Consider the following 17616-nt stretch of genomic DNA (forward strand, 5'->3'; position numbering starts at 1 on the left):
TACCCACCTTCGTCAGGTTCGGCCCCGCGCGGTCGGCCACGGCAGCGTCGACCGGCCCGGCGGAGGCGCAGCTTTCTCCGCGTCGCTTTCGGGGCTGGCCGGTCGGGCGACTGCCCGACGAGGAGATCCTCCGCGAGCGGCGGTGATCAGAGCAGGCCGGACACGACGATGGCCACGAAGATCAGGATCACCGCCTCGCTGACCAACCACGAGTGGTCATTGGCCCAGTCGCGGATCTTCGGCAGCGCTGCCGTCGCCCGCTGACCGAACGCGAGCAGGGCGAGCAGTGGCAATGCCAGTAGCAGCAGCGTTAGACACAGGAACGGCAGCAGGTTCCACCACGGCTTGTCGTGGCCTGCCAGGCTCCCGGCGACTGCCAGCATGGTCGCCTCGTCGCTGGGCATGGCGATGAAGAGAAGGAAGCCCAGCTTGAAGGCGAAGCGCGGCTCGGCCTCCTGCAACCTGCTCATCCACTTCGGCGGCTGGCTTCGCCTGCGGCGGGCGAAGATCATCACCATCAACGCCAGCAGCACCAGCAGCACCACCCAGTCGATCACGCGACGCGTGCCGTCATGCTTGCGCTGCCCGTTCCCGGCGCCATGCACCGTGTGGAAGACGACGTACCACACGGTCAGCGCGACGAGGATGCCGAGCCCGGCGCCGACCAGGTAGGCGAGCGAGCTGCGCTTCGCGTTCCGGCTGGAGGCGAGGAAGATGGCGCTGATGATCTGCGGACCGGCGATCATCACGAAGGCGAGCGGCAGGACACTCAGCAGATTCACGGTCCCTCCCTGTCGCCCTGATTCTTTTCCGAACCGGCCCGCCAGGTCGGCGTTCTGGGTGATCCGGTCCGTCCGGCCCACAGTGAGTCCGCGCAATCCACGTGTGACACGGGACGGGCCATCGGCGGGATTCCGGGGTCAACGAGGGGCAGACCGGGCAGCCGGGATTTCGGGCGGAACGCGGAAGCGCCGACCGGCTTTCGCGACGGGGTTACCGGCCGCTCGTAGGAGCACGAGGCGTCGATGAAGGGTCGGTGATCAGCTTCTCGACTCGGGCGCGGATGTCGTCGCGGACCTGGCGGACGACGTCGAGGGGCTGCCCGGCGGGGTCGGTGAGCTTCCAGTCTTCGTAGCGTTTGCCGGGGAAGACGGGGCAGGCGTCGCCGCAGCCCATGGTGATGATGACGTCGCTGGTTTCGGCGGTGTCCCAGGTGAGCCGGGCCGGGGTTTGGTCGGTGATGTCGATGCCGACCTCGCGCATGGCTTCGACGGCGACGGGGTTGATCTGGTCGGCGGGTTCGGAGCCGGCGGAGCGGACGTCGATGGTGTCGCCAGCGAGGTGGCGCAGCCAGCCGGCGGCCATTTGGGAGCGGCCGGCGTTGTGGACGCAGACGAACAGGACGGTGGGCTTGTCGCTCATCGGGGGCCTCCTGTCAGGTGATGGTGGGGCTGCGGCGTTCGATGAGGGTGACGTCGCGCCAGGTGCCGTGGTGTCGGCCGACGCGTTCGCGGGTGCCGACGGTGCGAAAGCCGCAGGCGGTGTGCAGGGCGAGGCTGGCGGTGTTCTCGGGGAAGACCCCGGATTGGATGGTCCAGATGCCGGCCTGCTCGGTGGAGGCGATCAGGGCGTCGAGAAGGAGTCGGCCGACTCCTAGACCGCGGGCGTCGGGATGGACGTAGACGGAGTGCTCGACGACCCCGGCGTAGACGCATCGGTCGGACACGGCCGAGCAGGCCACCCAGCCCAGGACGCGGCCGGTGGGGTCGACGGCCACCCAGCGGTGGTGCGGTAGCCGGGTCGCGGTGAACCGCTCCCAGGTCGGTGGCTCGGTTTCGAAGGTGGCGTGGCCGGTGGCGATGCCGAGCCGGTAAATGTCGAGCACGGCGTCGGCGTGCTGGTCGCCCATCGCGGTGATGGTGATGCCGGCGGTGCTGGCGGGGGCGGTCATCGGTTTTCCTGGGCGAGGTGCGGCACGACGACGGCGTCGGCGGAGTCGGCGGCGTGGGGGTACCAGGCGGCGAGGGCGGCGACGGCGACCAGGCCGCCGACGAGCTGGGCGGCGATGAAGCCAGGCACGGATGCGGGGGCGATGCCGGCGAAGGTGTCGGTGAAGGCCCGGCCGATGGTGACGGCCGGATTGGCGAACGAGGTCGACGAGGTGAACCAGTACGCCGCCCCGATGTAGGCGCCCACGGCGGCCGGAGCAGCGGAGGTGCGGCCGGAGCGGGCGAGGGCGAAGATCAGGAGGACCAGGCCGGCGGTGGCGACCACCTCAGCCAGCCACAGGTTCCCACCGACCCGGTCGGTGCGCGACCAGGCCACGGCCGGCAGGTCGAACATGAGGTCAGCCAGGACAGCCCCGGTGATCGCGCCGCCGATCTGGGCTGCGGTGTAGGCGGCGAGATCCCGTCCGGTCAGGCCGGTGCCGGCGCGGCGGCCGAGCCACCAGTCGACGGCGGAGACGACCGGATTGAAATGCGCCCCGGACGCCGGCCCGAAGGTCAGGATCAGCGCGCCCAGGGCCAGGGCGGTGGCGATCGCGTTTTCCAGGAGCTGGAGCCCGACGTCAGCCGGAGAGAGCCGGGAGGCCGCGATCCCAGACCCGACCACGGCGGCGACCAGGAGGGCGGTGCCGGCGAACTCCGCCGATGCCCGCCGGGGCAGGGCGAGGCTCACTCGGCGCTGCCGGCTGCGGGGGCGGCGGAGATCTCCAGCAGCGCGCCGAGCTGGCGGAACGCCTCCAGCTTCACCCGGTACCAGACCCAGGTGCCGCGCCGCTCGGAGTCGACCAGGCCGGCCTCGCGCAGCACTTTGAGATGGTGGGAGATGGTCGGCCCGGACAGGTCGAACGCCGGGGTCAGGTCGCAGACGCACATCTCCGGCACCGACGCGATCATCGACATCAGCCGCAGCCGGACCGGGTCACCGAGGGCCTTGAACATCGGCGCGACTACCGCCGCCTGCTCGGGGTTCATCGGGCGGACAGCGATCGGGGAGCAGCAGGCGACCGCGTTGAGGCCCACCACCGGCAGCTCTTGTTTCGACATTCCTCTAGCTTGACAGATCTCAAAACAGGGTGCAACGTAGTCCTTGCTTCGAAAAGCATCTAGGCAAGGGCGACCTGATGTTCAAGCTGTTCCACCCCCGCCGTAGCGCCCCCGACCAGGGCGTGACGTTCTGCGAGCCCTGCGGGCAGGTGTGCGCCGCGGCTTGCCGTGCCGACGCCCGCTACGAGCGCAACCGCACCGCCGCTCTCACCTACCACGTCCGCTGAATTCATCAGGAGGAACAACCATGTCTCGTGTCCAGCTCGCTCTGCGCGTGTCCGACCTCGAAGGCTCCGTGGCCTTCTACTCGAAGCTGTTCGGCGCCGAGCCCGCCAAGCGTCGCCCCGGCTACGCCAACTTCGCCGTAGAGAACCCGCCCCTGAAGCTCGTCCTCTTGGAGGGCGAGGCCGACCAGCCCACCGTGATGGACCACCTGGGCGTCGAGGTGCTCAGCACCGACGAGGTCACCGCCGCGACCCGGCGTCTCACCGACTCCGGCCTCATCACGCTGGAGGAGAACAACACCGAGTGCTGCTACGCCCTCCAGGACAAGGTGTGGGTGCGCGGGCCCGGCAACGAGGCCTGGGAGGTCTACACCGTCAAGGCCGACTCCCCCCGGTTGGAGAAGGCCACCGAGAGCGCGTGCTGCACCCCGGCCGCCGAGGAGGAGCCGGCCACGGCCAGTGCCGCTGGAAGCTGCTGCTGACTGGTGAGGCATACGCGCCCGACCTCGACCAGGGGGCGGGCGCGTTCGGCTTGAGGGGAGCCGTGCGATTCACGTGCGATACGTGACGGTTAAGGCGAAATAGCCGAACACGACGCCGGCGACTCCCGGAAGGAGAACGCGGGTGTAATCCCACAACGGCACCCACAGCACACCTGCGGCGAGCGCCAAGAACGACAGTGCCATGCCTTCGCGATCGCGTGCCATGCCTGCTTGATCGCGTGCCATGCCTGCTTGGTCGCGCGTTAGCGTCGGCAGGTCGGCCACCAGGACGTCCAGTTCGCCGTAGGTCTTCGCGGCGTAGGCATGCGTTGACCGGTCCTCGAACTCCGCGAGGGTCAACCGCCCCTCGCTCGCAGCGACGCCGAGCCGGACCACGACCGCTTCTCGCTCGCGGTGTGACACCCGGATGTCGTTCACAAGCAGAGGGTAGCGACGGCAATGGTCACGAGAGGGACCGAAACCGAATCTGATCGACCCGGCAGGCGAGGAAGCGGCGTGCAGCGAACGTGCAACATGTGGCGGTGATCACCGGCGAAGAGCGGTCAACCACGGGCAACGCCGATCGATACGGCAGGAGCCCGCACGCAGAAGCGCCGACCGGCGTTTCCGCTGGTCGGCGCTTCAGTAGCCCGGCGAAAGGCTATGTGGCCAGGGGCGGGGTCGAACCGCCGACCTTCCGATTTTCAGTCGGACGCTCGTACCAACTGAGCTACCTGGCCGTGTTGCTCGGTTCATGCTACCCGCACGGCGGGCTGTCCGCCGGGAGGGTCACACGCTCCGATACGCAGAACGCCGCGCATGGTGGGCGCGGCGTCAGCGCTGGCGGTCCTGACGGGACTTGAACCCGCGACCTCCGCCTTGACAGGGCGGCGAGCACTCCAACTGCTCCACAGGACCTAGCTTTGTTGCCTCCGGCCGAAGCCGGACCGTGCCCCCAACGGGATTCGAACCCGTGCTACCGCCTTGAAAGGGCGGCGTCCTGGGCCGCTAGACGATGAGGGCGGCCCCGCCATCATTGCACACTCGCAACTTCAAGCGGACTTGCTCCCATCCGGCCCCGCCGGAGGCTTGGATAGCTTACGTGATGGTCGGCCGCTCGACCAAACCGGTATGGCGCTGGCCACAACGAGCCCCAAAACCGCAGGTCAGGGGCGGTCTAACGGAGCCGGGCGATGCCGAAGCGGCGCTTCAGGTCGGTGATCAGGTGCGGGCAGGCGGCCAGTGTCGCGGCCCGATCGCCGCCTCCGTCGTGCAGCAGCACGACCGATCCGGGCCGGGCCGCGGCGCGTACCCGCTTGGTGATCGTCGCGGTGGTGGGCTTGCCCCAGTCCTGCGGGTCGACGTTCCAGTGCAGCGACCGCATGCCCAACTGCTTGGCGACCGACACCACCTCGGGCGTCCACCGGCCGCCCGGCTGCCGGTAGAACGGCACCTTGGCCCCGGGCACCGCGGCCCGGATCGCCGCGTTGGTGCGGGCCAGGTCGCTGCGGATCTCGGCGACCGGTCGCCGGGCGAGGTCCAGGTCGTGGCGCCAGCTGTGGTTGCAGAGCTGGTGCCCCTCCCGCACGATCCGCCGCACCAGATCGGGGTGGCGGCGGGCCTGGGTGCCCACCACGCAGAACGTGGCGGTGACCCGCGCCGCGCGGAGCTGGTCGAGGATCTTCGGCGTCCAGACCGGGTCGGGCCCGTCGTCGAAGGTCAGCGCCACGGCCCGCACGCCGCTGCTGCGCTGCAGGCCCGGCGGCAGTTTGCTGGGCAGCGGCCGGACCAGGCGTTTGGGGGGCGGGGTGCTGCGGGTCGGGCGCGGGCTGGCCGTCGGGGTCGGCTCCGGCGGCAGCGGCGCCGAGGCGACGGGGCTGGGGCCGGCCGCCTCCGGCGGGGACGCGGAGGTGTCGCCGCAGCCGCCGAGGACAAGGGCAAGGGCCAGACCGGATGCCAGTACGGCGCGTGGGCGCATCGTTCGCTCCCGAAGGGGGTCGGGGTCAGCGGACCCCCGACGCTAGTGGACGGCTTTCCGTCCCGGCACCCCGGTCAGCCAGCGGTGGACTGGCCCAGCGAGTCGCGTACGGCCAGCGCGAGCGAGACCGCCTCGCTGAGGTCGAGCGGCCGCACCACCCCGGCGGGCAGCGAGTCCGCCGGCCAGCCGGGGCCGGCGGCGAGCACCAGCAGCGGCCGGCGGGGCGCGGCGAGCAGGGCGGTGAGCTGGGCGGGATCGGCGGTGGCCGGGGCGTGCGACCAGACGACCACGGCGGCCGGCCCGGTCCGGTTGACCGCCTCGACCAGCGCCGCCATCGGCACCCGGGCACCGAGCATCCGGTAGCCCACCCCGGCCTCGGCGAGCGCGGCGGCGAGCGCCTCCAGCGGCAGGCTGTGCTGCTCCTCGTCGGCGCAGGAGAGCAGGACGCGCGGCGGCCCGGTGGGCGCGCCGGCCCGGGCGACCGCCGCGAACGCCTCCGACACGCACCGGGACACCAGGTGCTCGACCTCGATCAGGCCGGCGGTGGCGGCGTGCCGCTCCCCGATGCCGACGAGCACCGGGCGCAGCAGCCCGTCCCAGGTGGCGACCACCCCGTCCGTCTCGACGGCGTGCGCGATCGCCTCGCTGATCGCCACCGAGTCCAGCCGCATGGCGGCACGGGCCAGGCCCCGGGCGGCCGGCCCGGCCCGGCCGACCGGGATCGTCGGGCCGCCGCCGTCCCGAGCGCCGGCGGTACGCGCGGGCGGGCGGGCGCCGGCGTCGGCGGCGGGTGCGGCCTCCGGCGTCCGACGGGCCCAGCGGGCCGCCTCGGCGGGGGTGACCCCCTGGGCGGTGAGCCGCCGCATGATCTCCAGGCGCGCGAGGTCGGCCGGCGTGTAGCGCCGGTGGTGTCCCGGTACGTGCTCGCTCGGGCCGAGCCCGTAGCGCTGGTGCCAGGTGCGCAGGGTGGTGACGGCGACCCCCAGCTGCCTGGCCACCGCCCCCGCGCTCAGCGCCTCATCGGCCACCCGACCGCTCCGACGCGTCGTCCGCCGGCAGCGCGGAGGGGCTCGTGGCCGTGTTCGGCGGGCCGACGGTCGGCCGCAGCAGCCGGTTCACCACCCCGCCGAGCCAGGGCGCGTACGCGCGGGGATCGGCGTCGAGGTCGGCGACCAGCTCGACGGGATCGACCCAGCGCAGCTCGGCCACCTCGTCGGGGTCGGGCAGCAGCGGCGTGCCCGGCCGGAACCCGCCCCGCAGGACGTGGTCGTACTCGAACTCGACCCGGCCGGTGGCCGGGTCGTCGGCGTAGTAGACGTACACCCCGACCTCGGTCAGCTCGACCGGGTCGGCGCCGAGCTCCTCGCGCAGCCGGCGGTTGGCGGCCTCGACCAGCGACTCGCCGGGCGCGGGGTGACCGCAGCACGAGTTGGCCCAGCGCAGCGGGAAGCGGGTCTTCACCCCGGCCCGGCGCTGGAGCAGCACTCGGCCGTCGGGGTCGACGAGCAGCACCGAGAAGGCGCGGTGCAGCTGGCCCGGGGGCTGGTGGGCGGCGGACACGGTGGTCTCGCCCCGTGCGTGCCCGGCGTCGTCGACGAGCTCGACGAGGTGCTTCTCGCGGGTGGTCACGGCAGGTGCCTTTCGGGTGTGCGGGCGAGGGCCATCAGGATTCCCCGGTGATGCGGCCGGCGGCGAGCTTGCCGGAGATGAGCACCATCGGCACGCCGACGCCGGGCTGGGTGCCCGAGCCGACGAAGACCACGTTCGGCAGCGTCCGGTGCAGGTTCGACGGGCGGAACGGGCCGGTCTGGAAGAAGCTGTGCGCGGCGGCGAACGGGGTGCCGGCGGCCATCCCCTGCTCGGCCCACTCGGCCGGGGTGACGGCCCGCAGCACCTCGATGCCCGCGCCGAAGCCGACGTAGCCGCGCTCCTCCAGGGTCCCGACGAGCTGGTCGGCGTAGCGGTCGGTGAGGTCGCCCCGCCAGTCGAACGGCGCCCGGTGGAGGTTGGGCACCGGCGCGAGCACGTAGTAGCTGTGCCGGCCGGCGGGCGCGACCGACGGGTCCGTCCGGCTCGGGTTGGTCACCAGCAGGGACGGGTCGCTCATCAGCTCGCCGCGCCGGATGACCTCATCGAAGGTGCCCTTCCAGGACCGTCCGAAGTGGATGTTGTGGTGGGCGATCCTCCCATATCCCTGCCGGGATCCAATGTGCAGGACCACGCAGGACGGCGAGTAGGTGAGCCTGCGGGGGCGGGTCGGCGGCAGCAGGTCGCGGTAGGCGACCGGCAGGTCGGGGTTGAGCACCACCACGTCGGCCGGGATCAGCTCCCCGTCGGCGGTCAGCACGCCGGTGGCCCGGCCGTTCGCGGTCTCCACCCGGGTCACCGTGGTGTCGTACCGGATCTGCACGCCGTGTTTCTCGGCGGCGCCGGCCATGCCGCGGGAGACCGCGTGGATGCCGCCGCGCGGGAAGTAGACCCCGGCCACCGAGTCGAGGTACGCGATGACCGCGTAGATGGCCAGGGCGTCGTGCGGGGCGAGGCCGGCGTACATCGCCTGGAAGGAGAAGATCCGCTGGGTGCGCGGGTCGCGGAAGAACTGGTTGATCTTCGTCTGGAGCCGGCGGAAGGCGCCGCCCGCCAGCAGCCTCAGGAGGTTGCCGGTGAGCAGGTCGGTGGGTGCGTCCAGGTTGCGCTCGATGAAGTCGGCGCGCTCCCACTGCCAGAGCTTCCGGGCGTAGTCGACGAAGCGCAGGTAGCCGTCGGCCTCGCGGGGGCCGCAGACCCGGGCGATCTCGGCGGCCATCCGGGCGGTGTCGGTGATGACGTCCAGCGTCGACCCGTCGGGGTAGTAGGCCCGGTAGGCCGGGTCGAGCGGGGTCAGGTCGAGCCAGTCGTCCAGTTCCTCGCCCACCGCGCCGAGCGCCTCGGCGATCAGGTCCGGCATGGTGAGCACGGTGGGGCCGGTGTCGAACTCGTAGCCGTCGACGCCGAGCCGGCCGGCCCGGCCGCCCGGCACCGGCTCGCGCTCCAGCACGGTCACCTGTCGGCCGCTGCCCGCCAGGTGCAGCGCGCAGGCCAGCCCACCCAGGCCGGCGCCGACCACCACCACCCGGTCCGTACGCCCGTGCACGGTGCGCACGCGACCACCCCCCTGTGCGAAGCTGCCCATCATGCCCGCCGGTTGGTGGCGGCGGTGGCGAGACCGGTCAGCGCGGTGCGCGCCGTCTCGTCGATCGACGCGGCGTCGAGCGCGGCGAGCGCCTCGGCGACCCGGTCGGAGATCATGCGCTCGACCCGGTCCACCGCGCCCGTGTCGGCGACCACGCCGGCGAGCCGGGCGATCTCCTCGTCCGTCACCCCGTCGCCGACCCGGTCCAGCACGCGCCGCTGAGCCGGCGTGGCGAGCTGCCGGGCGAGCATGAGCAGCGCGGTCGGCTTGCCGGTGCGCAGGTCGTCGCCGGCCGGCTTGCCGGTGGCCGACGGGTCGCCGTAGACGCCGAGCAGGTCGTCGCAGAGCTGGAACGCCTCGCCGACCGCGAGCCCGTATCGGGTGTACGCGGCGGTCAGCGGGGCGTCGGTGTCGACGCCGGCCAGGCAGGCGCCGAAGAGCAGCGGCTTCTGCACCGTGTAGCTCGCGGTCTTGTAGCGGGCGACCCGCAGCGCGCGGTCGACCGACCAGTTCGCCGCGTCGCTCTCGCCGAGCACGTCGAGGTACTGCCCGGCGATCGTCTCCACCCGCATCTGGTCGTAGCAGCGGCGGACGTGGAGCAGCCGGGCCGGCGGCAGGGCGGCGTGCGCGAGGAGCCGGTCGGCCCACACCACGCAGAGGTCGCCGACCAGCACCGCGACCGCCTCGCCGAACCGACGCGGGTCGCCCCGGTGCCCGGCGGCGGCGTGCCGGGCGGCCTGCGCCACCTGCACGGTCGGCCGGCCGCGTCGAGTGGCGGAGGCGTCCATCACGTCGTCGTGCACGAGGGCGAAGGTGTGCAGCAGCTCCAGGGCGGCGAACGCCGGCAGCACGGCCGGCAGCGGCTCCGCGCTTCCCGCGCCGCGCCAGCCCCAGTAGGCGAACGTCGGCCGGACCCGCTTGCCGCCGGCCAGCACGCTGTCGCGCGCCGTCGCGGCGAAGCGGCCCATCGCCGCGTCGATCTCGGCCAGCGAGGCGACCTCGGCGGCCAGGAAGGCGGCCAGGGTGCGGTCCACCGCCGTGACCAGATCCCTGGTGTACGCGGCCAGGACCGCGCCGACGAGGTCGTCCCCGTCCTCCGGGCCTGCCGGCGTGACGTGGAGGGTGTTGCCGGCAACTGCGTCGTTGGCCATGCGGCCGAGGGTACCCTAGGGTTACGTCTTGCGTCGATTGGTGCGTCGATACTTGAGGAGGGCCGGTGGACACGGATCTCACCGCTGCCTATGACCGTTGCCGTGCGGTGCACAGACGCCACGGCCGCACCTACTATCTCGCCACCCGGCTGCTGCCCGCCTGGAAACGGCGGCACGTGCACGCCCTCTACGGGTTCACCCGCTACACCGACGAGATCGTCGACCGGACCGAGAAGTTGTCCCCGGCCGAGCGCGCGGCGCGGCTCGACGACTGGGCCGGCCGCTTCGTCGCCGGGCTGCACGGCCAGCCGGTCGACGACCCGCTGCTCCCGGCCGTGCTGCACACCATCGCCGTCTTCGATCTCGACCGGGACGACTTCGTGTCGTTCCTCAAGAGCATGGCGATGGACCTGACGGTCACCTCGTACCGCACCTACGACCACCTGCTCGACTACATGGAGGGCTCGGCGGCCGTCATCGGCACGATGATGCTGCCGATCCTGGGCAGCTCCGACCCGGCTGCGGCCCGCGAGCCGGCGCGCCAGCTCGGCTTCGCCTTCCAGCTCACCAACTTCATCCGGGACATCGGCGAGGATCTCGAGCGCGGGCGGACGTACCTGCCCGACGACGACCTCGCCCTGTTCGGCGTCACCCGCGAGGAGTTGACCGAGGCCCGCGCCCGGGGGCGCGCCACGCCCCGGATCCGGGAGTTGATCGCGTACGAGGTGGGCCGCGCCCAGGCGCACTACGCCGCCGCGGCACCCGGGATCACGCTGCTCGCGCCCGCCTCGCAGGCGTGCATGCGCACCGCGTACGCGCTGTACGGCGGCATCCTCGACGAGGTGGCCGCGCAGGACTACGACGTCTTCGCCGGCCGGGCGCTGGTGCCGCGGCGCCGCCGGCTGGCGGTGGCCGCCCGCGCCCTGCTCACCCCGACCGGCACGCCCGTGGTGATCCCCGGGCCCGCCGTGGCGACCGCCCCGGTCCCCGTGCCCGCCCCGTGACGGCCGCGCCGCCCCGGGGGGTCAGAGGCAGGAGTGCAGGGCGTCCACCAGGGCGTCGACCCGGTCGTGGTCGGCCAGATGGGACGTGGCGTAGGCGAAGGTGTAGCCGCGCGCGGGGTCGGCCCAGGCGGAGCTGCCGCCGATCCCGCCCATGCCCCAACTACCGTCCTCGTCCCACTGCATGCCCAGCGTCCACCGGGTGCGCCGGCCCAGCAGCAGGTCGTCGCCGTCGTACTGGACCCGCGTCGCCTCGCCCACCAGCTCCGGGCTGAACAGGCGTACGCCGTCGAGGACGCCGCCGGCGAGCAGGCCAGCGTAGAGCCGGGCCAGAGCGCCCGCCGTCGAGTGCAGGTTGACCGCCGGCACCTCCGCGCCCCGCCAGAGCGGGCTGTTCACCACCGCCAGGTCCCGCCCGCTGGGCGGGTTGTCCAGCGCCCGCGCCCAGAGCGATCCCGGCGTGCCGGCCACCCGGTCCGGCCACCCCGGGTCGCCGTACCGCAGCTCGGCGCAGCGCCGCCGGTCCGCCTCGCCGAGGCCGAAGCCGAGGTCCAGCCGCCACGGCCCGGCGATCTCCTCGGCCAGGAAGCGGCCCACCGACCGCCCGTCGACCCGCCGCACCAGCTCGCCCACCAGATGCCCGTACGTCCAGGCGTGCTCGCCCGCGACGGAACCCGGCGGCCACTCCGGCCCGGCGGCGGCGAGGTCGGCGCAGAGCAGGTCCCAGTCGGCGACCGCGGCGGCCGGCCGGGGCACCGGGAAGGTCGGTAGTCCGGCGGTGTGCGCGAGCACCTGCCGGACGGTGGCCGCGGTGCGGAAGTCCGGCCAGTGCGCGGCGACCGGGTCGTCCAGGCCGAGCCGGCCCCGGTCGACCAGCATCAGCAGGCAGAGCGCGGCGACGGGCTTGCCGACCGAGTAGACGTTCACCAGCGTCTCCGGCAGCCACGGCCGCCCCGGCGACCGTTCCCCGCCGACGATGTCGACGACCGGCTCCCCGTCGTACCAGATCGCCAGGCCGGCCCCGGTCTCCCGGCCGCTGGCGAGCAGGTCGGCGAAGCAGTCGTGGACGGCGGAGAAGCGGGCGCGCATCCGGCCACCGTAGGCGGCCGACCACCGCCCGGGCAGCGAATATCGCGCCGGCCGGGTGGTCGGAGACCGGGTGGTGCGGAATGCTGGCGGGATGGCGGAGCCGGAACTGGTGGACGTGGTCGTGGTCGGGCTCGGGGTCGGCGGCGAGGAGGTGGCCGGGCGGCTCGCCGAGGCCGGGCTGACCGTCGTCGGCGTCGAGCGTGACCTGGTCGGCGGGGAGTGCCCGTACTGGGGATGCATCCCGAGCAAGATGATGATCAGGGCGGCCAACGCGATCGCCGAGGCGCGCCGGGTCGACGGGCTCGCCGGCACCGCCCAGGTCCGGCCCGACTGGGCGCCCGTGGCGAAGCGGATCCGCGAGGAGGCCACCGACACCTGGGACGACACGGTCGCCGTGGAACGCTTCACCGGCAAGGGCGGCCGGTTCGTCCGGGGCAGCGCCCGCCTCGACGGCCCCGGCCGGGTCCGGGTCGGCGAGCGGGTCTTCCAGGCCCGGCACGGAATCGTGCTCGGCACCGGCACCAAGCCGTCCGTGCCGCCGGTCGACGGGCTGGCCGACACGCCGTACTGGACCAACCGCCAGGCGATCGAGGTCGAGGAGCTGCCGGAGTCGCTGCTGGTGCTGGGCGGCGGCGCGATCGGCCTGGAACTGGCCCAGGTGTTCGCCAGGTTCGGCGTCCGCGTCACCGTCGTCGAGGCGGCGGGCCGGGTGCTCGCGGTCGAGGAGCCGGAGGCGTCCGAGGTGGCCGCCGCCGCGCTGCGCGCCGACGGGGTGGAGATCCACACCGGCGTACGGGCGGAGCGGGTCCGCCACGACGGGCGCGGCTTCACGCTGCGCGGGGCCGACGGGGCGGAGTTCACCGGGCAGCGGCTGCTGGTGGTGACCGGCCGTCGGGCCCACCTCGACGAGTTGGGCCTGGACACCGTCGGGGTGGACGCCGGCCAGCGGTACCTGGCCGTCGACGACCGGCTGCGCGTCACCGACGGGATGTGGGCGGTCGGCGACGTCACCGGGGAGGGCGCGTTCACCCACGTCGCCATGTACCAGGCGGGGATCGTCGTCGCCGACGTGCTCGACCACGCCCGGCGCGCCGACGGCGGGCCGGACGCCAGCGGCACCGCCCGCGTGACGGGCGGCGCGGCCGGCGTGGTCAGCGCGTCCGGCGCCGCCGGGCCGGGCGCCTCCGCCGGCGCGGTGCCGCCCGCCGACTACCGCGCGCTGCCCCGGGTCACCTTCACCGACCCCGAGATCGGCGCGGTCGGCCTCACCGAACGGCAGGCCCGCGAGCGCGGGATCAACGTGCAGGTCGGCCTCGCCGAGCTGTCGTCGTCGGCGCGCGGCTGGATCCACAAGAGCGGCAACGAGGGCTTCGTCAAGCTGGTCGCCGACGCCGACCAGGGCGTGCTGGTCGGCGCGACGTCGGTCGGACCGGCCGGCGGCGAGGTGCTCTCCGGGCTGGTGGTGGCGGTGCACGCGGCCGTGCCGCTGGCCCGGCTCCGGCACATGATCTACGCCTACCCGACGTTCCACCGTGCCATCGAGGACGCGCTGCGGCACCTGCGCTAGCCGGCCGCGCCGTGCCGCCAGCGCTAGCCGGCCGCGCCGTGCCGCCAGCGCTAGACGGCCGCGCCGTGCCGCCCGGCGCCGGCGGCGAACCGGGCCGCCCCGGCCGCCGCGTCGGCGGCGAGCGAGTCCATCCCGTACGCCAGCTCGGTCGCCAGCGCCGCCGGCTCCGGCTGGCCCGCGCCGGCCAGCACGGCGGCCCGGTCATTGCGCAGGCAGGTCTGCGGGTGCCGGGCGATCTCGGCCGCCAGCCGCTCGGCCGCCGCCCGCGCCTCACCCGGGGCGACCAGCCGGTTCACCAGCCCCATCGCGTACGCCTCCTCGGCCGGCACCGGCCGGCCGGTGAGGATCAGGTCCATCGCCCGGCTCTCGCCGATCAGCCGGGGCAGCCGGACCGTCCCCCCGTCGATCAGCGGCACCCCCCAGCGCCGGCAGAACACCCCGAGGACCGCGTCGGACTCGGCGACCCGCAGGTCGCACCAGAGCGCCAGCTCCAACCCGCCGGCCACGGCGTGACCGGAGATCGCGGCGATCACCGGCTTGCCGAGCGTCATCCGGGTCGGGCCCATCGGGCCGTCCCCCTCCGGCTCGACCCGGTTGCCGCTCGGGGTGCCGATCGCCTTCAGGTCGGCCCCCGCGCAGAACGTGCCGCCGGCGCCCCAGAGTACGGCCACCGCCGCGTCGGGGTCGGCCTCGAAGGCGCGGAACGCGTCGGCCAGGGCCCGGGCCGTCGGCCCGTCGACCGCGTTGCGGGCCGCCGGCCGGTCCAGGATCACCGTGGTCACCGGCCCGTCGTGCTCGACGCGTACGCCCATCGGCACAGCATGCCCCGGTGGTGCCGGCGGCGCCAGGGGGCGTCAGCGCGCCTTCGTGGCGCGGGGGCGGACCAGGGTCGCGCCCAGCGCGGCGCCGACCACGCACGCCACACCGGCCGCCTGCGGCCAGGCCAGCAGCTCGCCCAGCAGGACCAGCCCGACCAGCGCGCCGATCGCCGGCTCCAGGCTGAGCAGGATCGCGAAGACCCGGGCCGGCATCCGGCGCAGCGCGGCCAGTTCGGCCGAGTACGGCAGCACCGACGACAGCAGTGCCACCGCGACGCCCAGCGCGAGGGTCCACGGATCGAGCAGCGCCGTGCCGCTGCCGGCGACCCCGAACGGCAGTACGGCGAGCGCGGCGACGGCCATCCCCAGCGCGAGACCCTGGCTGCCCGGCACGCGGGCGCTGACCGCCTTGCCGAGCAGTACGTACCCGGCCCAGCCGACCGCGATGGCGACGCACAGCAGCAGCCCCACCCGGTCCACCCCGGTCCCGCCGAGCCCGCTGATCAGCAGCACCCCGCCGCCCGCCAGGACCGCCCACGCCACGTCGGCGGGCCGGCGGCTGCCGGCGAGCGACACCAGCAGCGGCCCCGCGAAACCGATGGTGACCGCCACGCCGAGCGGCACCCGGTGCAGCGCCGCGTAGAAGGCGAGGTTCATCAGCGCCAGGGTGAGCCCGAACGCCCCGACCAGGCCGGCGGCGCGCCAGCCCAGCCGCAGCCCGGGCCGGGCCACGAGCAGCAGGATCAGCGCGGCGAAGCCGAGCCGCAGCGTGGTCGTACCGCCGGCGCTGGTGCTGCCGAAGAGTTGCTTGGCGACGGCCGCACCGACCTGCGTGGAGAGCATGCCCAGCAGCATCAGCAGCGGCGGCGGCACGGCCCGGGGCCGGCCGAGGGCGACGGTCAGCCGGGCCGCCGGGTGGCCGGCCGGCAGCGGGCGGGAGGCGAGTGCGTACACCCGGACCACACTGGTCGCGGACGGCGCGGCCCGCGACCGGATTTCCACGCCCGGCCGGCGGTCGGGCCCGGCCCTTGGCGGGTCCGGCCGGGCGGCGGGGCGGCGGGTCCGGGTGGCGCGGCGCTAGCATGCCGGGCGGCACGATCATGTGAGGTGCCCCGCGCGAGCGGGGAGAATCGGGAAGCCGGTGCGAATCCGGCACGGGCCCGCCGCGGTGACCGGGGAGCCACCGTCCACGCGCGAGAGCGCAGCCACTGGCCCGCCCGGGCCGGGAAGGCGGACGGCCAGGCGTCGATCCGGGAGTCCGAAGACCGGCCTCGCGGTCACGTGCCCACGCCCGGAGCGTGGGCCGAGCGCAGCGGGAGCCTGCCTTGGATCTCTACGACGTCATCCATCGCCGCCGGGACGTCCGCGGCCAGTTCACCGGGGCGCCGGTGCCCGACGGGACGCTCCACCGCGTCCTGACCGCGGCGCACGCCGCGCCGAGCGTCGGCTACTCCCAGCCCTGGGACTTCGTCCTCGTCCGCGACCCCGAGTTGCGGCGCCGGTTCCACGAGCACGTCCTGACCGAGCGGGACACCTTCGCCGCCACCCTGGACGGGGAGGCGGCCGAGCGGTTCGCCCGCATCAAGATCGACGGGGTGCTGGAGTCCACCCTGTCCGTGGTGGTCACCTACGACCCGGCCCGCGGTGGCCCCGCCGTGCTCGGGCGGCACGCCATCGCCGACACCGGGCTCTACTCGGCCTGCCTCGCCATCCAGAACCTCTGGCTGGCTGCCACCGCCGAGGGGCTCGGCGTCGGGTGGGTGTCGTTCTACCGGGAGCCCTGGCTGGCCGAGCTGCTCGGCATCCCCGACGGCGTACGGCCGGTGGCGTGGCTCTGCCTCGGGCCGGTCACCCACTTCGAGGCCGTGCCCGACCTGGCCCGGCACGGCTGGCGGCAGAAGCGCCCGCTGGCCGAGGCGATCCACCACGACCGCTGGACGCCGCCGGACCGCTGACCGCACCATCGCGGAGGGTGGGCCCCATCCGGCCGGGGCCCGCCCGGTTCCGGGTCGGCAGGGGCCTCGTCACGTACCGCTGCGGATCCGTCACCGGAGACCGGTTTGCGGTCGCTCCTGCCGGGAAGTCGGTCCGGGTGCGAGCACTCATGACGAAGATCGAGCAGGCCTCCGCGCTGGACCGGATCGGCGACCGGTTGCAGCGGGCCGTCCAGGCCACCCTCCGCCCAAGGCGCGTTCGCGACTTGCTGCACGGTGTCTGGCTGGGGCACCCGCTGCACCCGGCGATGGTGCAGGTGCCGGTCGGCGCGTGGCTCAGCACGGCCGTGCTGGACCTGATGCAGGGGCAGCGCCGCGCCGCCACCACGCTGTGCGCGGTGGGCACCATCAGCGCCCTGCCGGCTGCGGTCGCCGGGCTCAACGACTGGGCAGCCCTCGCCCGAGACCAGCGCCGGATCGGCCTGGTGCACGCCGCCTCCAACAGCGTCGGCCTGGCGTTCTACGCCAGCTCCGTGGCCGCCCGGATGACCGGCCGGCACAACCTCGGCCGTACGCTCGGCTTCCTCGGGCTCAGCGCCGCGAGCATGGGGGCGTACATCGGCGGGCACCTGGCGTACAAGCAGGGCGCGCAGGTCAACCAGAGCATTTCCGAGCTGCACCGGATGAGTGACGGCTGGCACTCGATCGCGGACATGTCCGCCCTGCCGCAGCGAAAGCTGATCACTCGGGAGATCGACGACGTCTCGGTGATCCTCTACCGGCACGGCGACGAGGTCACCGTGATGCTGGAGCGCTGTCCGCACCAGAGTGGCCCGCTCGGCGAGGGCGAGGTGCAGGAGATCGACGGGCACGCGTGCGTGGTCTGCCCGTGGCACGGCAGCACGTTCCGGCTCAACGGCGGCGAGGTCGTGCACGGGCCGTCCGGCAACGACCAGCAGGTCCTGCCCACCCGCATCGTCAACGGCATGCTGGAAACCCGCCTCCCCTGACCCACCCACCCCACCCTCATGCCGTTGATCATGAAGTTGTTGCGGTCCTGATCGGAGCGGCGTCAAGTGGTGAGTGCAATCGTCAGGGCGCGATGAGTTGAGCGAGACGCTGGGTTGGGTGGGTTAGGGGCGGCGGTGGC

The 17616-nt window shown here is 73.8% G+C and carries 19 protein-coding genes, 3 tRNA genes, 1 pseudogene and 1 riboswitch; of the genes and pseudogenes, 6 read left to right on the top strand and 17 right to left on the bottom strand.

Translation table 11 applies throughout. From position 1 onward, the window contains the following. Positions 1-146 precede the first annotated feature (146 nt). From ACZ6O2_RS10080 to ACZ6O2_RS10100, 5 genes and pseudogenes are all read right to left on the bottom strand, one after another. Entirely contained in the window at positions 147-782 is a 636-nt protein-coding gene (locus tag ACZ6O2_RS10080) for a GAP family protein (protein ID WP_466022603.1), read from the bottom strand. Between the two features lie 211 nt (positions 783-993). Beyond that, the gene (locus tag ACZ6O2_RS10085; RefSeq protein ID WP_363702390.1) at positions 994-1422 is read right to left on the bottom strand and encodes an arsenate reductase ArsC; all 429 of its coding nucleotides are present in this window, start codon (positions 1420-1422) and stop codon (positions 994-996) included. A 13-nt stretch (positions 1423-1435) separates the two neighbouring features. Continuing rightward, complete coding sequence (locus ACZ6O2_RS10090; RefSeq protein WP_466022604.1) at positions 1436-1951, bottom strand: GNAT family N-acetyltransferase; 516 nt, start codon at positions 1949-1951, stop codon at positions 1436-1438. A gap of 20 nt (positions 1952-1971) precedes the next feature. Continuing rightward, a pseudogene (locus ACZ6O2_RS10095) lies at positions 1972-2679 on the bottom strand (aquaporin); the annotation flags it as partial. Next, complete coding sequence (locus ACZ6O2_RS10100; RefSeq protein WP_466022605.1) at positions 2676-3050, bottom strand: ArsR/SmtB family transcription factor; 375 nt, start codon at positions 3048-3050, stop codon at positions 2676-2678. The gene ACZ6O2_RS10100 and the pseudogene ACZ6O2_RS10095, both read right to left, overlap by 4 nt. Before the next feature lie 77 nt (positions 3051-3127). Here ACZ6O2_RS10100 and ACZ6O2_RS10105 point away from each other — a divergent pair, with 77 nt between their 5' ends. Next, the gene (locus tag ACZ6O2_RS10105) at positions 3128-3277 is read left to right on the top strand and encodes a hypothetical protein (RefSeq protein ID WP_466022606.1); all 150 of its coding nucleotides are present in this window, start codon (positions 3128-3130) and stop codon (positions 3275-3277) included. A gap of 20 nt (positions 3278-3297) precedes the next feature. Continuing rightward, complete coding sequence (locus ACZ6O2_RS10110; protein WP_466022607.1) at positions 3298-3756, top strand: ArsI/CadI family heavy metal resistance metalloenzyme; 459 nt, start codon at positions 3298-3300, stop codon at positions 3754-3756. A 69-nt stretch (positions 3757-3825) separates the two neighbouring features. Here ACZ6O2_RS10110 and ACZ6O2_RS10115 read toward each other — a convergent pair whose 3' ends face one another. The 9 genes from ACZ6O2_RS10115 to ACZ6O2_RS10155 all read right to left on the bottom strand — a co-directional run bounded on the left by ACZ6O2_RS10115 (position 3826) and on the right by ACZ6O2_RS10155 (position 10057). Continuing rightward, entirely contained in the window at positions 3826-4194 is a 369-nt protein-coding gene (locus tag ACZ6O2_RS10115) for a DUF1707 SHOCT-like domain-containing protein (RefSeq protein WP_466022608.1), read from the bottom strand. 228 nt (positions 4195-4422) lie between these two features. Then, positions 4423-4496, bottom strand: a tRNA-Phe gene (locus ACZ6O2_RS10120). A 101-nt stretch (positions 4497-4597) separates the two neighbouring features. Next, positions 4598-4674 (bottom strand) — tRNA-Asp (locus ACZ6O2_RS10125). A 32-nt stretch (positions 4675-4706) separates the two neighbouring features. Further along, positions 4707-4779 (bottom strand) — tRNA-Glu (locus ACZ6O2_RS10130). Between the two features lie 154 nt (positions 4780-4933). Beyond that, positions 4934-5734 carry a polysaccharide deacetylase family protein gene (locus ACZ6O2_RS10135; protein WP_466022609.1) on the bottom strand — a complete coding sequence of 267 codons (801 nt, stop codon included), beginning with the start codon at positions 5732-5734 and terminating at the stop codon, positions 4934-4936. Between the two features lie 74 nt (positions 5735-5808). Beyond that, positions 5809-6762 (bottom strand): MerR family transcriptional regulator, encoded by a 954-nt coding sequence (locus ACZ6O2_RS10140; protein WP_466022610.1) that lies wholly within the window; start codon positions 6760-6762, stop codon positions 5809-5811. After that, positions 6752-7363, bottom strand: a complete 612-nt coding sequence (idi, locus tag ACZ6O2_RS10145) for an isopentenyl-diphosphate Delta-isomerase (RefSeq protein WP_466022611.1) — start codon at positions 7361-7363, stop codon at positions 6752-6754. The genes ACZ6O2_RS10140 and idi overlap by 11 nt, the downstream gene beginning before the upstream one ends. A 34-nt stretch (positions 7364-7397) precedes the next feature. Then, positions 7398-8906: a phytoene desaturase family protein gene (gene crtI, locus ACZ6O2_RS10150; protein WP_466022658.1), complete on the bottom strand. Its 1509-nt coding sequence runs from the start codon at positions 8904-8906 to the stop codon at positions 7398-7400. Then, complete coding sequence (locus tag ACZ6O2_RS10155) at positions 8906-10057, bottom strand: polyprenyl synthetase family protein (RefSeq protein ID WP_466022612.1); 1152 nt, start codon at positions 10055-10057, stop codon at positions 8906-8908. The genes crtI and ACZ6O2_RS10155 overlap by 1 nt, the downstream gene beginning before the upstream one ends. Positions 10058-10122: 65 nt before the next feature. Here ACZ6O2_RS10155 and ACZ6O2_RS10160 point away from each other — a divergent pair, with 65 nt between their 5' ends. Beyond that, on the top strand, positions 10123-11061 hold the full coding sequence (locus ACZ6O2_RS10160; protein ID WP_466022613.1) for a phytoene/squalene synthase family protein: 939 nt from the start codon (positions 10123-10125) through the stop codon (positions 11059-11061). Positions 11062-11082: 21 nt separating this feature from the next. Here the strand turns inward: ACZ6O2_RS10160 and ACZ6O2_RS10165 are convergent, their stop codons facing one another. Further along, positions 11083-12147, bottom strand: a complete 1065-nt coding sequence (locus ACZ6O2_RS10165) for a serine hydrolase domain-containing protein (RefSeq protein ID WP_466022614.1) — start codon at positions 12145-12147, stop codon at positions 11083-11085. Between the two features lie 91 nt (positions 12148-12238). On the opposite strand from ACZ6O2_RS10165, the gene ACZ6O2_RS10170 reads away from it, so the two are divergent. Continuing rightward, positions 12239-13714, top strand: a complete 1476-nt coding sequence (locus ACZ6O2_RS10170) for a dihydrolipoyl dehydrogenase family protein (protein ID WP_466022615.1) — start codon at positions 12239-12241, stop codon at positions 13712-13714. A gap of 50 nt (positions 13715-13764) precedes the next feature. Here the strand turns inward: ACZ6O2_RS10170 and ACZ6O2_RS10175 are convergent, their stop codons facing one another. Further along, the gene (locus ACZ6O2_RS10175) at positions 13765-14526 is read right to left on the bottom strand and encodes a crotonase/enoyl-CoA hydratase family protein (RefSeq protein ID WP_350702086.1); all 762 of its coding nucleotides are present in this window, start codon (positions 14524-14526) and stop codon (positions 13765-13767) included. A 42-nt stretch (positions 14527-14568) separates the two neighbouring features. Beyond that, complete coding sequence (locus ACZ6O2_RS10180) at positions 14569-15486, bottom strand: EamA family transporter (protein ID WP_350702084.1); 918 nt, start codon at positions 15484-15486, stop codon at positions 14569-14571. 139 nt (positions 15487-15625) lie between these two features. Beyond that, positions 15626-15820: riboswitch (cobalamin riboswitch) on the top strand. Between the two features lie 37 nt (positions 15821-15857). Between ACZ6O2_RS10180 and bluB the strand changes: the two genes are divergently transcribed. Next, on the top strand, positions 15858-16487 hold the full coding sequence (gene bluB, locus ACZ6O2_RS10185; RefSeq protein WP_466022616.1) for a 5,6-dimethylbenzimidazole synthase: 630 nt from the start codon (positions 15858-15860) through the stop codon (positions 16485-16487). 149 nt (positions 16488-16636) lie between these two features. Then, complete coding sequence (locus ACZ6O2_RS10190; RefSeq protein ID WP_466022617.1) at positions 16637-17476, top strand: Rieske (2Fe-2S) protein; 840 nt, start codon at positions 16637-16639, stop codon at positions 17474-17476. Positions 17477-17616 lie beyond the last annotated feature (140 nt).

This window comes from Micromonospora sp. NPDC048040 (genome assembly GCF_055587185.1).